At 57.7% G+C, this 20,879-nt stretch carries 18 protein-coding genes and 1 tRNA gene; 11 read left to right on the plus strand and 8 right to left on the minus strand.

Annotated features, from left to right (window positions below):
* Nucleotides 1-253 precede the first annotated feature (253 nt).
* The 3 genes from SHIM_RS06970 to SHIM_RS06980 form a co-directional block, all read right to left on the minus strand.
* Nucleotides 254-340: transfer RNA gene (locus SHIM_RS06970), tRNA-Leu, on the minus strand.
* A gap of 66 nt (nucleotides 341-406) precedes the next feature.
* A complete protein-coding gene (locus SHIM_RS06975; RefSeq protein ID WP_054001830.1) occupies nucleotides 407-955 on the minus strand; it encodes a tetratricopeptide repeat protein in 549 nt (182 codons plus the stop codon).
* Between the two features lie 36 nt (nucleotides 956-991).
* A complete protein-coding gene (locus tag SHIM_RS06980; protein WP_054001831.1) occupies nucleotides 992-1,465 on the minus strand; it encodes an Lrp/AsnC family transcriptional regulator in 474 nt (157 codons plus the stop codon).
* Nucleotides 1,466-1,569: 104 nt separating this feature from the next.
* On the opposite strand from SHIM_RS06980, the gene putA reads away from it, so the two are divergent.
* Genes putA through SHIM_RS06995 form a run of 3 tightly spaced genes read left to right on the plus strand, consistent with a single transcriptional unit; the run spans nucleotide 1,570 to nucleotide 6,138 of the window.
* A complete protein-coding gene (gene putA, locus SHIM_RS06985; RefSeq protein ID WP_054001832.1) occupies nucleotides 1,570-4,995 on the plus strand; it encodes a bifunctional proline dehydrogenase/L-glutamate gamma-semialdehyde dehydrogenase PutA in 3,426 nt (1,141 codons plus the stop codon).
* 31 nt (nucleotides 4,996-5,026) lie between these two features.
* Entirely contained in the window at nucleotides 5,027-5,773 is a 747-nt protein-coding gene (locus tag SHIM_RS06990) for a rhomboid family intramembrane serine protease (protein ID WP_054001833.1), read from the plus strand.
* A complete protein-coding gene (locus SHIM_RS06995; RefSeq protein WP_054001834.1) occupies nucleotides 5,770-6,138 on the plus strand; it encodes a GFA family protein in 369 nt (122 codons plus the stop codon). The genes SHIM_RS06990 and SHIM_RS06995 overlap by 4 nt, the downstream gene beginning before the upstream one ends.
* 54 nt (nucleotides 6,139-6,192) lie before the next feature.
* Here SHIM_RS06995 and SHIM_RS07000 read toward each other — a convergent pair whose 3' ends face one another.
* A complete protein-coding gene (locus SHIM_RS07000; protein WP_054002032.1) occupies nucleotides 6,193-6,984 on the minus strand; it encodes an inositol monophosphatase family protein in 792 nt (263 codons plus the stop codon).
* A gap of 184 nt (nucleotides 6,985-7,168) precedes the next feature.
* Between SHIM_RS07000 and SHIM_RS07005 the strand changes: the two genes are divergently transcribed.
* Nucleotides 7,169-8,209, plus strand: coding sequence for an NADP-dependent oxidoreductase (locus SHIM_RS07005; protein WP_054001835.1), 1,041 nt, complete (start codon nucleotides 7,169-7,171; stop codon nucleotides 8,207-8,209).
* Nucleotides 8,210-8,330: 121 nt separating this feature from the next.
* Here the strand turns inward: SHIM_RS07005 and SHIM_RS07010 are convergent, their stop codons facing one another.
* Nucleotides 8,331-9,365, minus strand: coding sequence for a Hint domain-containing protein (locus SHIM_RS07010; protein ID WP_054001836.1), 1,035 nt, complete (start codon nucleotides 9,363-9,365; stop codon nucleotides 8,331-8,333).
* Between the two features lie 156 nt (nucleotides 9,366-9,521).
* On the minus strand, nucleotides 9,522-10,427 hold the full coding sequence (locus SHIM_RS07015) for a LysR family transcriptional regulator (protein ID WP_054002033.1): 906 nt from the start codon (nucleotides 10,425-10,427) through the stop codon (nucleotides 9,522-9,524).
* A gap of 98 nt (nucleotides 10,428-10,525) precedes the next feature.
* Between SHIM_RS07015 and metF the strand changes: the two genes are divergently transcribed.
* From metF to SHIM_RS07050, 7 genes are all read left to right on the plus strand, one after another.
* On the plus strand, nucleotides 10,526-11,392 hold the full coding sequence (gene metF / locus SHIM_RS07020; RefSeq protein WP_054001837.1) for a methylenetetrahydrofolate reductase [NAD(P)H]: 867 nt from the start codon (nucleotides 10,526-10,528) through the stop codon (nucleotides 11,390-11,392).
* Nucleotides 11,393-11,461: 69 nt separating this feature from the next.
* Nucleotides 11,462-11,959: a PaaI family thioesterase gene (locus SHIM_RS07025; RefSeq protein WP_054001838.1), complete on the plus strand. Its 498-nt coding sequence runs from the start codon at nucleotides 11,462-11,464 to the stop codon at nucleotides 11,957-11,959.
* Between the two features lie 214 nt (nucleotides 11,960-12,173).
* Entirely contained in the window at nucleotides 12,174-13,982 is a 1,809-nt protein-coding gene (locus SHIM_RS07030; protein ID WP_054001839.1) for an aminopeptidase P family protein, read from the plus strand.
* A gap of 81 nt (nucleotides 13,983-14,063) precedes the next feature.
* Nucleotides 14,064-14,408, plus strand: coding sequence for a DUF427 domain-containing protein (locus SHIM_RS07035; protein ID WP_054001840.1), 345 nt, complete (start codon nucleotides 14,064-14,066; stop codon nucleotides 14,406-14,408).
* Between the two features lie 48 nt (nucleotides 14,409-14,456).
* Nucleotides 14,457-15,143 (plus strand): ATP-binding cassette domain-containing protein, encoded by a 687-nt coding sequence (locus SHIM_RS07040; protein ID WP_054001841.1) that lies wholly within the window; start codon nucleotides 14,457-14,459, stop codon nucleotides 15,141-15,143.
* Entirely contained in the window at nucleotides 15,137-16,726 is a 1,590-nt protein-coding gene (locus SHIM_RS20365; protein WP_054001842.1) for an ABC transporter permease, read from the plus strand. The genes SHIM_RS07040 and SHIM_RS20365 overlap by 7 nt, the downstream gene beginning before the upstream one ends.
* Before the next feature lie 36 nt (nucleotides 16,727-16,762).
* Nucleotides 16,763-17,410, plus strand: coding sequence for a DUF3299 domain-containing protein (locus tag SHIM_RS07050; RefSeq protein ID WP_054001843.1), 648 nt, complete (start codon nucleotides 16,763-16,765; stop codon nucleotides 17,408-17,410).
* Nucleotides 17,411-17,441: 31 nt separating this feature from the next.
* On the opposite strand, the gene SHIM_RS07055 is transcribed toward SHIM_RS07050, so the two are convergent.
* Both SHIM_RS07055 and recN read right to left on the minus strand, forming a co-directional pair.
* Complete coding sequence (locus SHIM_RS07055; protein WP_054001844.1) at nucleotides 17,442-19,130, minus strand: chloride channel protein; 1,689 nt, start codon at nucleotides 19,128-19,130, stop codon at nucleotides 17,442-17,444.
* Between the two features lie 95 nt (nucleotides 19,131-19,225).
* On the minus strand, nucleotides 19,226-20,872 hold the full coding sequence (recN, locus tag SHIM_RS07060; RefSeq protein WP_054001845.1) for a DNA repair protein RecN: 1,647 nt from the start codon (nucleotides 20,870-20,872) through the stop codon (nucleotides 19,226-19,228).
* Nucleotides 20,873-20,879 lie beyond the last annotated feature (7 nt).

Consider the following 20,879-nt stretch of genomic DNA (forward strand, 5'->3'; position numbering starts at 1 on the left):
CCAAACAAGCCCTTATGTTGCGCAATTCACTTATCAAGCAAGAAATCTCTTCTCGCGGCCGGTTGCGCCGTTTTTTTGGGCCGTCTGTTCGACCTATCTTGCAGACTTTTCTTTCCCGCTAGCTGACGGGCTCGGTTCCAAAATGCAAAAAAATCACGGCAATCAGGCGCACACTTTGCGGCCCACCCAAAACGGAAATGCATTCAAAGAGGCGCCAGAAGCCTGAGCAATTACGATGCGTACCTTGAATTCTTGGTACCCGCGGCCGGATTCGAACCGGCACGGCCTGTTCGGCCTAGAGATTTTAAGTCTCCTGTGTCTACCATTCCACCACGCGGGCTCCGGCGGGCAAGGCCCACCAACCGCGCGACCATAGCGTTTCGCGCAAAGGAGTAAAGTCTGGAAATCAGAGTTCCTGATCGGGTTCCGGGGTTTGCAGCAAACTGCGCTCCGGCAGCCAAGGATTGAGCGCCAGCGCCTCGGCTAATGCCTCCTGCGCCTCGTCTTTCCGCCCCAGACCAATCAAAGTCAGCGCGCGACCAGACATGGCTGCAACATGTTGAGGGGACAACACAATTGCCCTTTCCAGATCAGGAAGCGCCGACTGAAAATCGCTGCGCAAAAAGTTCACAAACGCCCGTTGATTGTAGCCCTCTGCGTAGTCCGGGCAATACTCAACCAAAGCGTCAAAATCCTCTCGTGCGCCCAGCAAATCCCAGGCTGCCCGCTTGCGCATGCCACGGTCCAGGATTTCCTGCGCAGCCGCATCGGGCGCATCCGCGTAAAACTCCCATAACTCATTGGAAATAATCTTGGCGCTGGTTTCATCTTTGGCCTTTTGAACCCGCAACAAAAGCTCAGCCACCGACCCAGTGTGATCCGGCGCAACGGGACAGCCTTGTGTTTCCGCCCAGACAGGCGGCGCGAGAAAGAGGAACAGAACCAAGTGTTTCATTCCGATAGGCTGCCACGAACTTGGTAACTGACAAAGTCACATCTCTGCGAGCCCGGTTTCCTTCACCGCCTGCATTGCAACGTATGTCGAGGTGCTCGCGACAAAAGGTAAGGTCGAGATTTTCTCTCCTAAAACAGTGCGATACGCGTTCATCGAAGTGGTGCGCACCTTTAAAAGATAGTCGAAATGACTGGCTATCATATGGGCCTGTTCAATCTCGGGCACCTCTCGAACGGCGGCATTAAAAGCCTGAAGCGCTTTTTCGCGTGTTTCTGTCAGCTTGACCTCAACAAAGGCGACGTGATCCAGCCCCAGCCGGATCGGGTCAAGCAAAGCATGGTAGCCCTTGATGACACCAGACGCCTCCAAACGCCGCAGGCGGGACTGTGTCGGACTTTTTGACAACCCGATTTCCTGTGCCAGATCGGTTATCGAAATGCGCCCATCCCGCGCCAACACACTCAGAATCGCGCGGTCGAGACGGTCCAACTCTTTCTGTTCACTTTGCACTGCACTTCCCCGAATTTCTTATCAATAATTCTGTCATACCTTGAAACTTCGGAGAAATCGACTGCTCATGTCGCGTTATACTGCCCAAAAATAGGGAGCACACAATGTCTCAGTCACGTCACTTGATCGACACAACAACGTATACCGACGAGCAGCAGGTTATTGAGACATTGTTGCAAACCGCCATGCTTTCACCCGCCGATCGACAAGCCATCTCAGAGCGAGGCGCGGACCTTGTGCGCAAAATCCGTGCGACGACCAATCCCGGCATGATGGAAGTCTTTCTTGCGGAGTACGGCCTCTCCACAGACGAAGGCGTCGCCCTTATGTGCCTCGCAGAGGCGCTGCTGCGCGTGCCGGACGCAGACACCATTGACGCCTTGATTGAAGACAAGATTGCCCCTTCCGACTGGGGCCGCCACTTGGGCCAGTCCACATCATCTTTGGTGAACGCCTCTACGTGGGCCCTGATGCTGACGGGACGGGTCATGGATGAAGGTGACGGGGGCCTGATTGGCACCTTGCGCGGCGCGGTGAAACGTTTGGGGGAGCCTGTCATTCGTACCGCTGTTGCCCGCGCGATGAAGGAAATGGGACGCCAGTTTGTACTTGGGGAAAACATCAACTCGGCGATGAAGCGCGCTGAAGACATGGAGAACAAAGGATACAGCTATTCCTATGACATGCTTGGCGAAGCAGCCAAAACGGACGCCGACGCCATGCAATATCACCTCGCCTATTCGCGTGCGATTTCAGCCATCGCCACCGCCTGCACCCGCGCCGATATTCGTGACAACCCCGGGATCTCGGTCAAACTCTCTGCTCTACATCCGCGTTATGAAATCGCTCAAAAAGACCGTGTGATGAGCGAACTGGTGCCGCGCTTGCGGTCTCTTGCATTGTTGGCGAAATCTGCCGGCATGGGTCTCAATATCGACGCAGAAGAGGCCGACCGGCTCTCACTCTCGATCGATGTGATCGAGGAGGTACTAGCGGAGCCAGCGTTGGCGGGATGGGACGGATTTGGAATTGTTGTACAAGCCTACGGAAAACGCGCTGGCGCGACACTAGACTACCTTTACGAACTCGCGACCCGTTTGGACCGTCGCATCATGGTGCGACTGGTGAAAGGCGCCTATTGGGACACGGAAATCAAACGCGCACAGGTCGAAGGGCTAGAAAGTTTTCCGGTTTTCACCACCAAGCCCACAACAGATGTCTCCTATATCGCAAACGCCCGCAAACTGTTGGCGATGACGGACCGGATCTATCCGCAATTTGCCACCCATAACGCGCACACCGTGGCGGCGATATTGCATATGACCGAAGACAACTCGGCGTTCGAGTTCCAACGCCTGCACGGAATGGGCGAGGCCCTGCATGACATCGTCTTGACGCAAGAATCCACCCGATGCCGCATCTATGCGCCAGTTGGTGCCCACCGCGATCTGTTGGCTTATCTGGTACGACGTCTGTTGGAAAACGGCGCCAACAGCTCTTTTGTGAACCAAATTGTCGACGAGGACGTGCCGGAGACCACGATTGCCAGGGACCCATTCGAAGCACTGTCAGACGCGGCCCCAAAATTGGATCGTGGCCCTGACCTCTTTTTACCGGAGCGCCCGAATTCCAAGGGTTTCGACCTGACCGACATTCCAACGCTACACAACCTCGACGCAGCACGCGCGCCACATCGCGCCGCGCAACACCGCGCTGCCCCGCTATTGGTCACCCCCGCCAATCCCGACGCTCCAATCGCTGTGGACAACCCGTTTGACCGGGCGGACTCACCCGGTTCTGTGGCTCAGGCCAGCCCTGAGGACATCGAAGCCGCCTTGAACGGTGCCACACCGTGGCAGGCCACCGCCAAGAAACGCGCGGCCGTTCTGAACCGCGCCGCGGATCTCTACGAGGCGAACTATGGCGCGCTGTTCGGTTTGCTCGCGCGCGAGGCAGGGAAAACCCCGATGGATGCCGTCGCCGAACTGCGTGAAGCCGTTGACTTCTTACGCTACTACGCCGCCCGCAACTCTGGCGCGGCCCCTGTTGGCACGTTCACCTGCATATCGCCCTGGAACTTTCCGCTGGCAATTTTCACCGGCCAAATCGCAGCGGCCTTGGCCGCCGGTAATGCTGTTCTGGCGAAACCCGCCGACCAAACGCCCCTGATTGCACATCTCGCCATATCGTTGCTGCACGAAGCTGGCGTGCCGCGGGCTGCATTGCAATTGCTGCCCGGAGATGGCGCCACCGTTGGCGCAGCCCTGACCTCAGACGCACGGGTCGACGGGGTCGCCTTCACTGGCTCCACAGCCACAGCACACCGCATCCGCCGTGCAATGGCGCAAAACCTTGCCCCTGGCGCGCCGTTGATCGCGGAAACAGGCGGGCTGAACGCTATGATCGTGGACTCAACCGCCCTGCCCGAACAGGCCGTCACAGCCATCATCGAGAGCGCCTTTCAATCCGCTGGGCAACGCTGCTCCGCGCTTCGCTGCCTCTATGTGCAAGAAGACATCGCCGAAACGCTGCTGGATATGTTGTGTGGCGCCATGAAAGAATTGCGCCTTGGTGATCCATGGGATCTGTCGACAGACAGCGGTCCGGTGATTGACACCACCGCGCAGCAACGCATTGCGACCCACATAGCGCAGGCCAAGGCTGAGGGCCGCCTGTTGTACCAATTGCCTATTCCGCAAAACGGAACCTTTGTTGCGCCGACATTAATCACAATCGACAGCATCGCGGATCTGAAAGAAGAGATTTTTGGCCCCGTTTTACACGTTGCGACTTTCAAGTCTCAGGAACTGGACTTGGTGATCGACGCCATCAACGCGACGGGATACGGCCTCACCTTTGGTCTCCAGACCCGAATTGACGATAGGGTCCAATACGTCTCCGAGCGGCTCAGCGCGGGCAATATCTATGTGAACCGTAACCAGATCGGCGCCATTGTCGGCAGCCAACCTTTTGGCGGCGAAGGTCTTTCCGGCACCGGCCCCAAAGCCGGCGGTCCGCATTATTTGACCCGCTTTACCACTCCCGAGGCCGCACCAATCCTCTCCGCGACGGTCTGGCCATCCTCTGCCCCGCAAACCGATTTGCAAAACCGCATCACGGCTGCCATCCGATCCAAAGCACACGACAGCACCGTCTTGCCCGGGCCAACCGGTGAGTCAAACCGTCACACAACAGAAGCCCGTCCGCCTTTGTTGTGCCTTGGCCCCGGCGAAGAGGCAACACAGGCGCAATCCCGTATCGTGGAAGCGCTCGGCGGCGTCGCCGTCGCCGCGACGGGCGTCACTGACGCCCAAACGTTGACCGCGTTGACCGACATCGGCGGCGTGGTCTTTTGGGGGGATCAATCCACCGCGCGCCATTACGACATCGCGCTGGCGGCCCGTGATGGTGCGCTGGTCCCACTCATTACCAGCCTGCCGGATGCGACACGTGTGTTGTCTGAACGGCACATCTGCGTGGACACCACCGCCGCGGGCGGAAACGCGGCACTTCTTGGCGGCGCGGGTTGACCTCGCGCCTGCCACGTCGCAGCTTAAAGCCATGTTTCCAATTCGCGATCACAACCCGTCCGGCCGCACACCATTTGTTGTCTACGCTCTCATGGTGCTCAACATCGTTATTTTCCTGTCCTATCAGCCGATTATGGGTGACCCGCGGCTGTTAAGTGCGTTCTTTAACGACTGGGCCCTGATCCCAAAAGACGTCATGCAGGGCAACGAGTTGCACGGTGTTGTCACTTCGATGTTCCTTCACGGCGGGTGGCTGCATCTGGCGGGCAACATGTTATTTCTGTGGATCTTCGGCGACAACCTAGAAGACGAAATGGGCCATGTCGGTTTCCTCGGTTTCTACCTTTTGTCCGGCGTTGGTGCCGCGGTCGCGCAGATCGCGGCCAACCCCGCCAGTCCCATCCCCATGGTGGGAGCGTCCGGTGCCATAGCGGGCGTGATGGGTGGCTATTTGCTGTTGTTCCCCAAAGCACGGGTGGACATTTTGCTGATCATTATCATCTTTTTCCGCATTTTTACCGTACCGGCTTGGGTCATGCTGGGCCTGTGGTTTGGCCTGCAATTGCTGAACGGAATTACCTCTGATGCCACCGGTGGCGGGGTCGCGCACTGGGCGCATGCGGGCGGTTTCGTCGTTGGGGCTATTTTGTGCCTGCCGCTCTGGCTGCGCCGTGGTGCCAGCGGCTTCTGGCAGCGCACAGAAGGCCACCCGCCGCATCCCGAGGCCAAATACCGCCTAAGCCGGTCCACTGTGCCCACAGTCAGGAGGAAGAGATGAGCCACAAATTGACCTGCCATTGCGGCGCCGTTGAATTGCACGTGACGCTGAGCCAAGAATTGGAAACGGCGCGTCGCTGCGACTGTTCCTTTTGCCGCCGCCGTGGGGCCGCCGCCGTAAGCGCGCCGTTGGATGGCCTAAAGATTGTGAAAGGCGCGGACAATCTGACGCTGTATCAGTTCAACACCAACACGGCACAGCACTACTTTTGTAAAACCTGCGGCATCTACACCCACCATAAACGGCGATCAAATCCCAATGAATATGGCGTCAATTTGGGCGCGCTCGAGGGCGTGAACCCCCGCGACCTCGGGCAAATAGGCTGGGTCGACGGTGTAAACCACCCGTCAGACCGCAGCACTTGAGTTTGAATTAGAAAGTGCGACTTGCCGAGGCGCCGCGACAGCGCCTCCTTTACATCACCCTTTGCGGATGACCTTCTCAAACTGGCTGAACACCTGCTCGTTGGCACAAAGGATCTCGCCGTCTTCCAGAATATCTGCACCCGGATTGATCGGTTCCACCAGACCACCGGCCTCTTTCACGATCAGCATGCCTGCGGCCAGATCCCAGGAATTCAACCCGCGCTCCCAATAGCCCTCAAAGCGTCCGGCGGCCACATATGCCAAGTCCAGAGCAGCGGAGCCAAAACGGCGCACGCCAGCGGTCGCAGGCAATACGCGCGCCAGATCCTGAAGCGTTTCCGGCAGACCCGGGCGCGTGCCAAACGGAAGACCGGTCGCAAACACCGACTCAATCATCTTATGACGGCCCGACACACGCAGGCGCTGACTGTCGTTCAGCCAGGCACCTTCGCCTTTTTCGGCATAAAACATCTCGTCTTTGGCAGCGTCAAAAACCACGCCAGCCACGATCTGGCCTTTATGCTCCAGAGCGATCGAAATAGCCCAGTGCGGCATACCGTGAAGAAAATTCGTGGTGCCATCCAGCGGATCAATGATCCAACGGCGTGTCGGGTCCTTGCCCGGCAGCTCGCCGCCTTCTTCCCCAAGCCAGCCATAGGTTGGCCGCGCGCCCAACAGGTCTTCTTTTAGGATCTCCTCGGCCGCGATATCGGCGCGGCTGACAAAATCGCCCGCACCTTTCATCGACACCTGCAGGTTTTCCACCTCGCGGAAGTCTTTGACCAGCGAACGGCCCGCTTTGCGGGCGGCCTTCATCATGATGTTGAGATTTGCGCTGCCCGGCATGGCACGGCTCCTTGTGGCTAAGAGCGCGCGTATACGCCCCCATTGCCTTTTTGCCAAGGCCATTTCGGCACTGGCAATCACCAATCGAAACGCCGCGTCACCAAACCGCGCGATTTCATGCCCACCCTTGCGACACAGCCCGACGGGTCGCAAGATTTCGACAGATAACAAAACGGAGCAACCCATGTCTGAACAAATGCAGCGGATCGTCTTGGCAAGCCGCCCAGTTGGCGAACCAACCGACGAGAACTTCACCCTAGAAACTCTGGACATCCCCGAAATTGGCGACGGCGAAGTTTTGGTGCGCAACCATTACATGTCGCTGGACCCATATATGCGCGGCCGGATGGATGATGCCAAATCCTACGCGGCTCCCGTGCCAATTGGCGGCACCATGGAAGGCGGCACAGTTGGCGAAGTCATCGCGTCCAAGCATCCGGGCTTTGCGCCCGGTGACTTTGTGTTTGGAATGCTGGGATGGGCGACGCATGGCGTGGGCAAAGGCGCCGAGATGCGCAAACTCGACCCCAAACTTGCACCAATCACAACCGCGCTTGGCGTTCTCGGCATGCCCGGATTCACTGGCTGGTTCGGCCTGATGGAATACGGCAAACCCAAAGAAGGTGAAACGCTGGTGGTGGCGGCTGCAACCGGACCAGTCGGGTCAATGGTTGGTCAGGTAGCCAAAGCGCGCGGGTTGCGCGTTGTCGGCATCGCAGGTGGTCCCGAGAAATGCAAAATGGCCGTTGAGACCTTAGGGTTTGACGCCTGTATTGACCATTATGCCTTTGAAACCGCCAGCGATTTGCGCAGGGCACTTAAGGCTGAATGTCCAAAGGGCATCGACATCTATTTTGAGAACGTTGGCGGCAAAATTCTGGATGCGGTTTTGCCCATGATGAACCCGCATGGCCGGATTCCGCTCTGTGGCATGATCGCGTGGTACAATGCTGGCGCTCTTGGCGCCGAAGCGTCCGCCGAAGCGCTCACAGGACCCCGCATGTGGCGATCCATTCTTGTGAATTTCCTGTCCGTGAACGGCTTCATCATCTCAAACCACTTCGACAGCTATCCAGATTTCCTGCGCGATGTCGGGCCAATGTTGGCGCAAGGAAAACTTGCCTTCGTCGAAGACATTGCGGACGGGCTGGAAAACGCGCCCGAAGCATTCCGTGGTTTGCTTAATGGACGCAACAAAGGCAAACAGCTCGTGAAACTGATCTAGATTTACGAGTTGCGACTAAAAACGGCACCGCATGGCTTGCGGTGCCGGTTGGTCCACTGACGCTTCGATTTTGCGAAAACGCGCTTTCAATCGCAAAAAACGCCCACACCCCTTCAAAGATTTAGAGGCTCAAAAGCGCCCCTTCGCCTGTCCGCAGGCTTGGACGGGCATCACTGCCATAGGCGGCCACACCCTCATCCTTTAGCTCGGGGAAAATGGCAAAGATCTCGTCCCGCACATTTTGGCCCAACGCGGTGAGGCCGATTTCACCGGGCATAAAGCTTTCGCTGGGAACGCCTGCGCCATAGATAATCTCATGGCTGTCAAACATCACGTGTACATAGGTCACGTGCGTGCCTTCGACCTGACGAATTGTGTCGCCGTTGATCATGCCTATGGCTGGAACAAGCACTTCGCGCTCTCCGAAATTCATTTCAGCACGCCATCCGGTCACCAGCATGCGATGCTGGGGGGACACGCGCAGGCTCTCATCGTTGCCAATCGACCCCACATCGAATTGCACTGGCGCCAGTGCCCCGCGCGCGACGACCCGACGCAGCCCAACCCACCGCAAGACTTGATAGCCGTGGTCCATAGTCAGCACGCGATCTCCGGGCTTTAGGTCTTCGACCTTGCACAGCCCTTTTTGAGTGACAATGTCTGTGCCTGCCGTGAAGCAAGGCACAAAATCCCATTCCTCGCGGTTGGCCGTTGTGCCGCTGTACCGGTTGCCCAGCAAACTGTCGAAACTGATGGACCGAATTGCCTCGGCTTCAAGCATAGCCTGATCCGCGTTGTTGGAAAATTCGGGCGCGATATAGGTGTTTCCATTCACGTCCTGCATCACTACAGCCGTAAAAGTCGCCGTGCTGCCATCGATGTAGGTAATGGTTGCGTTGTATACCGACGTCGCATCAAACGTTTGCGCAGGCCCGCCATCAATGCTGAATTGTTCGCTTGGCGAATTGTCCATGTTGTAGGCCGAACCGGGATCACCAACCGGACTGAGTTCCACAAAATCATTGACCAACGCGTCACCTTCGCTGCCAAATGTCAGGCCCACAAGGGCATTGGCATTTTCAGCAGTGTTGTTGCCTTCGATGGTGTCGATATCAGCCAGCTGGCCAATGGAAATAACATTAAAGGTTGTTGGCATATTACCCAAACAAAGGCACGGACATGCAGACCGGTGACAGCCGGTCAAATGTCAGTCCACCCCTTGCCCCCATAGCTAGAACAGAACAGGCCCCTTTTGCCTTAGAGGCAGAGCCATCGTCAGGGGGAGATTTACCATTTAGGCGTCAAAAAAGAGTTAAGCGTTCTGCAGGCGTCGGGCTTCGGCGCCGGCCAGTCGAATCAAATCCTGCATGTACGGTTTGGCCAAATCATCATCGCGGGTCGCGGCATAAAGCTGTCGGGTAAGCCCCTGTTTTGTAAGTGGTCTGGTCACGTAATCTGATGAGTATTTCACTTCACGAACAACCCAGTCCGGCAACACCGAAACCCCACGATTTGACGCCACAAGTAACAAGATCACAGCTGTCAATTCGGCCTGACGTACCGCCGCCGGTTCCACCTTCGCCGGAGACAAAAGTTGGGAGAAAACGTCCAAACGTGCACGTTCCACAGGATACGTGATCAACGTTTCGCCACGAAAGTCCTCGGCATCAATCCACTTTTTCTGCGCCAAAGGATGCTGAGCTGCGGCCACAAACACCGGGGCATAGTCAAACAGGTGCGAAAAAGAGATCCCCGCAAGGTTCTCAGGGTCCGAACTTACGACAAGATCGACCTCTTCCTTTTGCAAAGCAGGCATCGCATCAAAAGCAAGCCCAGGACGAATATCCACATCAACATCCGGCCAATCCTTGCGGAACTGCTCCAACACCGGGAACAACCACTCAAAGCAAGCATGGCATTCAATTGCGATATGCAACCGCCCTGAACGGCCATCCCGTAGTCCGTTAAATTCCGCCTCCAGCTTTTCAACTTCGGGCAAAACCTGATTGGCCAGACGCAACAACCGCAACCCCGCCGCCGACAATGTCATCGGCTTTGAGCGACGCACAAACAATTCCAGCCCCGCCTGCTCTTCGAGCCCTTTGACCTGATGGGACAAAGCCGACTGCGTGATGTTGAGCCGCTCAGCTGCCCGCGCCAACCCGCCACATTCATGAATGGCACGCACTGTGCGTAAATGACGAAACTCAATGTGCATCTTCATATAAAGCTCATGACTTTCTTGAGGATTATGAATTTGCATATCATTGCCACGTATGAGACTTGAGGACAACCGCAAGTTAAGGACCGAAAACCATGACCACGCCTCAAGTTTCATTTGAATTCTTTCCGCCGCAGTCTCTGGAAGCGTCCTTTCGGCTTTGGGACACCGTGCAGGCACTGGCCCCACTTGATCCACGGTTTGTCTCCGTCACTTATGGCGCTGGCGGCACGACCCGCGATTTGACCCGCGATGCGGTGGCGACGTTGCACAAATCGTCCGGCCTGAACGTCGCGGCGCATTTGACCTGCGTGAACGCATCCAAAGCCGAGACGTTACAGATCGCGCGTGATTTTGCCGATGCTGGCGTGAACGAGATTGTCGCTTTGCGGGGTGATCCTCCAAAAGGCAGCGACGGATTTCAGCCACACCCCGAGGGATTTGCCAACTCCGTTGAATTGATTGAAGCCCTGTCCGGGACTGGCGATTTCACGATCCGCGTCGGCGCTTACCCCGAAAAACACCCCGAGGCGACGGACATGCAGGCCGACATCGACTGGCTGAAACGCAAACTTGACGCTGGCGCAGACGAAGCGCTAACCCAGTTCTTCTTTGAGGCCGAAGGGTTTCTGCGGTTCCGCGATGCCTGTGCCAAAGCGGGCATCACGGCGCCAATCGTCCCCGGCATTTTACCGATCGAAAACTGGAAAGGCGTACGCAATTTCGCGCGCCGCTGCGGCACCACGGTGCCAACTTGGTTAGAAGACGCGTTTGAAAAAGCAACCCGCGACGACCGTGAGGACTTGCTAGCAACGGCAGTTTGCACCGAACTTTGCTCGGACCTTCTGGATGAGGGCGTCGACGCGCTGCACTTTTACACACTCAACCGGCCCGAATTGACGCGGGATGTCTGTCACGCACTTGGTGTTACACCGCAAGTGCGATTGGAAAACGTGGCGTAACGCGCGCATCTGCGCCTTGCGGGCCCTGAAAAAATCCGGCCTCCTGCAAAAAACGCGGGAGGTCTTTTCATGTCACGACACCACTATGCTCAAGGTCCGCAAGATCTTGCGACTTTGGACAGTGTTTTGTCCAAGTCAGGTCTAGAATTCATGCGTGACATCATTGACGGCCACATTGCTGGCCCGCCCATTGGGCAAGCTCTTGGGTTCCGGCCCATCGTGGCCGAGGAAGGCACCGTCACCTTCGAAGGCACACCGGAATTTCGCACCATGAACCCGCTCGGCACCGTTCATGGCGGCTGGTACGGCACGATCCTGGACAGCTGTATGGCCTGTGCGGTGCAAACCACTCTGAAGGCCGGGCAAATCTATACCACGCTAGAATACAAGGTGAATATCATTCGCTCCATCCCTGTGGGCACTACAGTGCACGCGGTCGGCACAGTGCAACACAGCGGTCGATCGACGGGCGTTGCAATCGGAGAAATCCGCGGGAGCGATGATGGACGCCTTTACGCAACCGGATCCACCACGTGCATTGTGATGGATGGCCCCAAACGCGGCTAACGCGGATTTTTGCCAGACGATGTGCTCCCGCGCGCTAAGCGCTTGGGCCCGGCGCGCCTTTGGCGCGCAAAAGGGGTGGTCACTGCCACGGTCACAGCGCTATTCTACCGTGGCTGATGGACACTCAAAAAAGCTGCGTCCATCAACCACGAATTGAGGCCGCGGTCTGATATCTGAGATATCCGCATCGGACATACCACAGGAGCGACGCCGAATGTTTCAGGACTTTAAAGTCACCGCCAGGCCCGAGCAGGGACCGGCGCGTTTGGCAAAGCTGCGGACTGCAATGGCAGATGCCAAGATCGACGGCTTCCTGATCCCGCGCGCGGATGCACATCAAGGCGAATACGTCGCGGCCTGCGACGAGCGTCTGGCCTGGCTCACGGGCTTTACCGGCTCTGCTGGCTTTTGTGTGGTTCTGCCCGACGTTGCGGGTGTTTTTGTTGACGGACGGTACCGCACGCAAGTCAAAGAGCAAGTCGCGGAGTGTTTCATTCCGGTCGACTGGCCCGAGGTTTTGCCAGGGCCTTGGATTGCGCAACACCTCACAAATGGCCACGTCGGGTTTGATGCGCGTCTCTACACTGCCGGCCAGATCAGCGCTCTCAAGACGGCTCTTAAAGACACCAATGTTACGCTGGAGCCCTGCAACAATCTGGTAGATCAGATTTGGGAGAACCGCCCGGACGCGCCCTCCAATCCTGTTGTGGCGCAGCCTTTGGACTTTGCCGGGGAAAGCAGTGCCGACAAACGTGCACGCCTTGGCAATGCGTTGGCCGACGCAGGACACAGCGCCGCCGTGATCACCCTTCCCGACGAAATCTGCTGGTTATTGAACATTCGCGGATCCGACATTGCACGCAACCCGCTTGCACAGGGCTTTGCCGCGCTTCACGCCGATGGGAAGGTTGATCTCTGGATGGGACCGGGCAAGGTCCAGCACCTGACCTCCCATTTGGGGCCTGACGTGACGCTTCATGCCCAAGAGAGCTTTTGGACCACATTGACCACGGCCCTAAGCGACGCCACCGCCCCAGTCCGCCTGGACAAAGACAGCGTGCCCTTTGCGGTGCAAGAAAGTTTGGCCAACGCCAACATCGCAACCGTATTTGATGTCGCGCCCTGTGCATTGCCAAAGGCACGTAAAAATATCACTGAAATCAAAGGAATGCAGGACGCTCACCTCCGAGATGGCGCAGCCGTTGTAAATTTTCTGAGCTGGTTTGACGGACAAGACAAAACGGCATTAACCGAAATCGACCTGGTAACAAAACTCGAAGAAAGCCGCCGCGCAACCAACGCCCTTCTGGAGATCAGCTTTGACACCATAGCGGGCGCGGGCCCAAACGGGGCGATCATGCACTACCGCGTCACCGAAGACAGCAATCGTCAACTGCAAAACGGTGATCTCATCGTTTTAGACAGCGGTGGGCAGTATCGCGACGGCACCACCGACATCACACGCACTCTTGCAGTCGGCGACATCGCACAAGATGCGCGCGAAGCCTTTACCCGCGTTCTGCAAGGCATGATCGCGGTGTCCGCTTTGCGATGGCCTGCCGGACTCGCCGGATCACACATCGAGGCCATGGGGCGCGCGCCTTTGTGGCAAGCGGGTCAGGATTTTGATCACGGCCTCGGCCATGGCGTCGGTGCTTATCTTTGTGTGCATGAAGGGCCGCAACGCCTGTCGCGCGCCGGAGACATCCCGCTCGAACCCGGGATGATCTTGTCCAACGAGCCGGGATACTACCGTCCGGGTGCTTTTGGAATTCGCATTGAAAACCTCTTGGTGGTCGAGAAAGCCTCGCCTCTCGCCGGGTCAGACGCGCATCGGACAATGCTACAGTTCCAGACTTTGACCTTTGTCCCGATTGACCGGACGCTGATTGTGCAACACATGCTCACCAGAGCCGAAGTTGACTGGATCGACAGATATCACGCGACGTGCCGCGACGTTTTGCGCGACAAGGTCACAAAGGACACCCTGCAATGGTTGGAGCGTGCCACAGAACCACTGTAACTGCGCCTACAATTACACTTGATTTTCACCAAACTGTTATGTTGTAACGATATAGCGGCGCGACACATCAAAGGAACGACCATGGGAACTCTAATTACCATTCGCAAAGCGCCGGGAAACTGGACAGTCCGCGCCGGTGGCGCCGTTATCGGCGAAAGCAGCAATGCATTGGAACTCAGTGAGGGCGACTATGACCCAGTGATCTATTTTCCGCGCAGCGACATCGCGATGGCCTTTTTGGATGACAGCGATCACACCTCGCACTGCCCACACAAGGGAGACGCGACCTATTTTTCGATCGTGACCAAAAGCCAAACCATCCAGAACGCCGGATGGAGCTACGAGACGCCATTCCAGGACGTTGAGCGCATCAAGGACCATATTGCTTTTTACACCAACGAGCTGGTCGCCGTGGAGCGTGTCTGAAGCAAAATCATCAAGGCCCGCCTCCCTGCGAGGCAGAAAGAGACTTTAATGACCCTGATTTTGCGCGACCTGCGCTACCAATGGCCAGATGCCGCAGAACCGGTCTTAAATATTCCTGAATTCACCTTGGCTGCCGGGGAACGGCTTTTGTTGCGCGGCCCCAGCGGGTGCGGAAAATCAACTCTGTTAGCAGCATTGTCTGGCGTGATTGATGTGGCCACCGGTGCAGTAGATGTAGCGGGAACAGACGTCGGAGCCCTGCCCCCAAGCCGTCGCGACGCGTTTCGCGTGGACCACATCGGCATTGTTTTTCAAGCCTTCAACCTGATCCCTTGGCTCAGCGCACGCGACAATATCACGTTGCCTTGCACGTTCTCCGCGCGGCGGCGCGGCCAACTGGTTATGTCTCCCAAAGAAGACGCAGACGCACTCTTGGCGGCCCTTAACTTGGCCTCTCTGGCCGACACTGTCGCCGGTGCCCTCAGCCATGGCCAGCAACAGCGCGTCGCAGCAGCTCGGGCATTGATCGGTGGGCCCGACTTGATTGTCGCAGATGAACCCACTTCCGCGCTGGATCCCGATGCCAAAGAAAACTTCATGCACCTTCTGAGTGGTGAGGCCGCCCGTACTGGCGCGGCATTGCTAGTGGTCAGCCACGATCCGGGGCTTGAGAGCCACTTTGACCGCGTCATCAACATGTCAGACATCAATTTCCCGAAGGGTGCACCATGTTAAATCTCGCGCTGCATAGCCTCTGGAACCGCCGCTTTGTTGCCAGCCTGACAATCCTGTCAATTGCGCTGGCTGTCGCACTCATTCTTGGTGTGGAACGTCTCCGCGACAGCGCACGTGCCTCATTTGCCAACTCGGCCTCCGGCATTGACCTGATTGTTGCGCCACGTGGCAACGACGTACAAATTCTTATGGCTACGGTATTTGGCGTTGGCTCTACAGGCACCGGCATGACCTGGCAGAGTTTTGAACAGGTCGAGAACTTTCCAGCCGTGGACTGGGCCGTGCCTTTGATGATGGGGGACAACCACCGCGGATATCCCGTCATGGGTACTACAGGCGCCTATTTTGACCATTTCCGCCACAGCGGAGGGAAAGACTTGGACTTTGCCCAAGGCGGGGGCTTTGAGGCCGCTGACAGTGCCGTCATCGGGGCAGAGGTCGCCGCCCGTTTCGGCTATAATGTGGGCACAGTCATTGTGAACGCCCACGGCGCGGGTGACGTTTCTTTTGACGTACATGACGACGCGCCCTTCACAGTGACCGGAACACTGGCGGCAACCGGCACCGCTGTTGATCGAATGGTGTTTGTCTCTACCGAAGGGTTTGACGCTCTGCACGCGGCGTATGACACACCCGCAGCGGACCCGCTTGCGGACCCTATGGGGGGTGACGTCCCTGCCTCAGGCGGGGAAAACGACGCCGAAAATGACGATCACGCGCACAATGAACATAATGGCCACGATGGTCACAACGACCATGAAGCACCTGAAGATGATCACGCTGAAGACGGTCATGATGATCATGATGACGCACACCATGAAGACGAAGAGAGCCACAAGGGACATGCCCATGAGGAAACTTCGCACGCGACGCCTCTGCATTCAGAGCATGAAGATCATGACGACGATGGCCACGCAGAGGAACATGAAGCCCACGAGGCGGATCACAATGATCACGCACAGGATGGCCACGACGAAAACGAGCACGAAGCGTATGGTCATGATGATCATGAGGGCCACGGCCATGAGCCCGACCAGATCAACGCAATCTTTGTTGGCCTCAGCGACCGCAGCGCGATCCTAGGCATTCAGCGCGCGCTGCAAACCAACCCCACCGAAGCGCTCAGCGCGGTCATGCCCAACGTTGCACTGTTGCAGCTCTGGTCTATTACCGGAACCGCGGAAAATGCCCTGCGTCTGATGTCGGTCGCTGTGGCTGCGGCCAGCCTGATTGGTATGGTGGTGATGTTGTCCGCCACACTAGACGCGCGCAGACGCGAATTCTCGATCTTGCGTTCTGTGGGCGCCTCACCTCGCAGCATTTTTGGTCTGATCGTCACCGAAGCGCTTGTGACGGCCGGTGTTGGCATTCTCGTGGGAGTTGCATTGCTCGCAGCGACGACAGCATTGACCAACCCGATCTTGTCCGCCGATTATGGCTTCCGCATCAGCCACGCTTTGCCCAACATCACCGAATTGACGCTGTTGCTCGCGGTATTTTGTGTTGCTGCACTGGCCAGCCTTCTGCCAGCATGGCGGGTATATCGCATCACCCTATCTGACGGGCTGGCGGCCAAACTCTAGGCCGGCAATCCGCGTTTTTCGAACCAAGGGAATACCATGAAAATCCACGCGCTCGCTGCCGCTCTGTTGTTTTCTGCCACGTTGGCGCAGGCGTCCGATCCTGAGAGCATTGACTGGGTCGATCTGACGCCACCTTTTACGTCGTATGAAAACCCGTTCGCTGCACTTTCAAGTGCGCAGATGAACCGCCTGGCGCATCTGTTGCAGCTTGAAACGCTGGCGGACACCGGCACCGACGCAACCGCGGCCGAAGACGCTGCCAGCCTCCGCGAGGAGCTGATTGCCGACGGCTTGGATGTAGAGTTTCTGTTTGCCGAACGTCTGCGCATCATGGAACTGCGCACCCGCGAGGCAACCGACCCTAACGCCGAAATCGTGGGGCGAAACATCCGCATCCCCGGCTATCTGCTGCCCTTGGACATCAAAGATGGCAGAGCAGTCGAGTTCCTGCTGGTGCCAACGGTTGGCGCCTGTATCCACACACCTCCGCCCCCCGCAAACCAGATCGTGCATGTGTCCTACCCGCAAGGGTTTGAAGCATCAGGGCTCTATGCGCCGATCTGGATTTCAGGCCAAATCAAAAGCGATCCGCAAGAAAAATCGCTGTGGATGGTGGATGGCAACGCCAGCGTCAACATCACGTACACAATGGACGCCGCAGTGGTCGAACCCTACTCGGAGTAAGCCAGCGGCGTCTCCACACGCTTTGCGCCCGTCAAGAATGCTCTTCAGCGGCCTTGGCCGCCAAGGCCTTGTTGAACGCCCGCAGCGCATCAACATGAAACACCGCACCCAAAAGCTCCGGTGGTTCATCCTCGCGCCCGAGGCTGATCACGGGCACAAAGGCCACCCCTGAGGCCTCAAACATCGGCATCACGCTCTCCAACGTCGCACGGCCATCGACATAGCTGCCCTCCGACATCATTTCCCAACAGCGCTCTTCGGGTGCGGCCTTTGGGTCATCCTTTGAACGCATCACGCCAGCCACACGGCACATCGACAGAAGATAGGCTTGTGGACCGGCTGCGATATGTACCCCGCGACGCTCAAGCTGCGACAAAAAGAATGACTGATCCACCAGTCGTGAACTCAGCGCTGTTGAAACCGAAACAGCCACCATAACCGCAAGACCAGTTTGCCAGTCTCCGGTCATTTCAAACACGATCAACGTGGTGGAAATCGGCGCACCCAGCACGGCAGCGGCCACAGCCCCCAGACCGGCCAAAGCATAAAGCGTTGTGGTGCCTGACACATTCGGGAAAATCGCGGTCGCGATCAAGCCAAACGCCAATCCGGTCAACGCCCCCACCATCAGCGCAGGAGAAAAGACACCGCCCCCCATGCGGCCCGCCATGGTGATCGAGACAGCAATCACTTTGAGCACCGCAAAAACCACCGCCTCATGCAGCACCAACTGTCCGGTCAGCGCAGCCGAGGTAGTCTCATACCCGACTCCAATAATGTGCGGGAAAAAGATCGCGATCCCTCCCAGCAAGACACCAGAAATCGCCGGCCGCAACCAGCGTGGAATTCTCATGTCTTGTTGCAGGTGATTGGCCATGTCCTCGGACCAGAAAATGGTCCACATGAGCGCAACCGCCACCAGCCCACAAAGCCCGCCCAGCATCAAGAACGCTGGCAGCTCCTGATAGAATTGCAGAGCCGTCGCCGTCGGCAATGAAAACTCGGTCACGTCACCAAATTCCAGCCGGTTGATCACCGTGCCCGCCACCGAAGCGATGACAATTGGAGCAAACGCGTGCACGGCAAAATGGCGCAACACAACTTCGAGTGCAAACAATGCCCCTGCAATTGGCGCGTTGAAAGAGGCAGAAACGGCCGCCGCCACTGCGCAGCCCAGCAGATCGCGCCCCGTGATGCCATTTGCCTTGATCCGGTCGCTGACCCAACTGGCAACCACGCCAGCCATATGTACGACAGGTCCCTCGCGCCCGGTTGATCCACCAGAGCTGAGTGTGATCAGCGAAGCCAGCGCCGAGGCGATACCCGCTTTGCGCTCCACCCGTCCCTCATAAAGCGCGGCACCCTGAATGACATCTGCAACCGACCGCACCCGCCCGTCTGGCGTGAAGTGGTGCAAGATCAACCCAACAGCCAATCCGCCCACAGTCGGGATCACCAGCAACCAAAACCACGGTAACGTGTCGGCAAAACTGTGCAAGTGGCTCAAATCTTCTGTGCCATAAAGTGTTGATTGCAAGAACTGAATGGCCTTGCGAAACGCCAGCGCAGCAAAGCCCGCGCCAATCCCGATCCCCAGCGCGATCAGCCAGAATTGAAACTGGCTCGGACCTTTGTCCACCAGAACACGCCAACCGCCGCGGCAGGTCTCTGCCGCCTCTCGGGCGCTCTCCCTAAGGAAGGATCCAACGGACTTCGCCATAGTGCCTCGGCGTTTTTGGAATTCTCTTCTGATGTAATCCGAATTTCGCGCTGGCGCAAAGAGGAAAGCCCTTGTGAGGCCTCACCTTTTTGGCACTACACCAGCAATGCCTGTGCGGCCGCGCGCGCCTCGTCAGTGATCGTGTCACCGGACAACATGCGTGCAACCTCATCAACGCGGCCCACGGCATCCAGCGGCACCACCTGGCTCAATGTGGCGTTGTCTACGACTTGCTTTTGCACCCGCCAATGATGCGCGCCCAAAGCGGCCACTTGCGGAGAATGCGTCACAACAAGAACCTGACCGTCACTCGCCAGCGCCTTCAGCCTGCGACCGACCGCATCAGCTGTAGCGCCACCAACACCACGGTCAATTTCGTCAAAGATCATTGTCATATCTTGATCTTCCGAACTCAGACAAACCTTGAGCGCCAACAGGAACCGGCTTAGCTCGCCTCCCGATGCAATCTTGCCCAACGGCCCGGCAGGTGCGCCGGGGTTTGTGGCAACCACAAATTCCACCTGATCGGTTCCATCCGGTCCGGCAACCGTTGCGGTAATGCGGGTTTCAAACACCGCCCGCTCCATCTTCAGCGGGGCAAGCTCGGACATCACTGCTTTGTCCAGCGCGCCAGCGGCCCCTTTGCGCGCTTGGCTTAGCTTGCCCGCCGCTGCATCATACCCATTTTGCGCCTGCGCAAGCTCACTCTGCAACGTCGCAATATTTCCGGCCCCGGCATCCAGCGCAGCAAGGCGTCCTCGTAATTCCTGTGCGAAATTGCCCAATTCGTCCGGTGCCACGTCATGCTTACGTGCCAAGGCCCGGATCGCAAACAAACGCTCCTCGACTTGCTCAAGCTCGTGCGGGTTAAAGTCCAATGCGTCCAAAGTGCGTTGAACGCCATCTGCAGCCTCTCCCAGCTCGTTTAACGCACGCTCAAGCGCGGCAACCGGCGCCGTCAGGTGGTCACCTGTTTCCACAAGCGCGCTTTCCAGCCACCGCAACGCATCATTTATCGTGCCTTCTGCGCCGCCCGTGCCCAGCATATCATGCGCTCTCACCACGCTCTCGCGCACCTTTTCCGCGCCCTGCATCATGCGCCGCCGGGTATCGAGTTCAGCCTCTTCACCGGGTTCCGGATCCAACTGATCCAGTTCCGCGACGGCGTGCCTCAGGAAGTCTTCCTCGTCCTGCACCGCTTTAAGCTCTGCTTCGGCGGTCACCAGCGTCTTGCGTGCTGCAGCCACGCTTGACCAAACCTGGCGCACATCCCGACGCAACATATCCGTTTCCGCGTAGCTATCCAGCAAGGCGCGGTGCCCCTTTGGGTCCAGCAGCCCGCGATCGTCGTGTTGTCCGTGTAGCTCGATCAAAGTCTCAGAAAGCCGCCTCAGAACCTCGCCTGAACACCGCCGGTCGTTAACCCAAGCGGTCTTGCGCCCATCAGACCGGTTCACACGCCGCAGGATCAATTCATCACCGCCCGGCAACCCTGCATCTTCCAAAATGACATGCGCGGGATGTCCTTCGGGCAGGTCAAATTCCGCGACAACTTCGCCCTGCTCCGCCCCTACCCGCACAAGTTCAGCGCGGCCGCGCCATCCAAGCACAAACCCCAAACTGTCAAGCAAGATGGATTTGCCTGCGCCGGTCTCTCCGGTCAGCACATTCAAGCCCGGCTGGAACGCAAGCTCCAACCGATCAATGATCAGCATGTTCCGAATATCAAGTGCGCGCAGCATTGTCCGT

It is taken from the genome of Shimia sp. SK013, assembly GCF_001292625.1.
Lineage (GTDB): Bacteria > Pseudomonadota > Alphaproteobacteria > Rhodobacterales > Rhodobacteraceae > Shimia.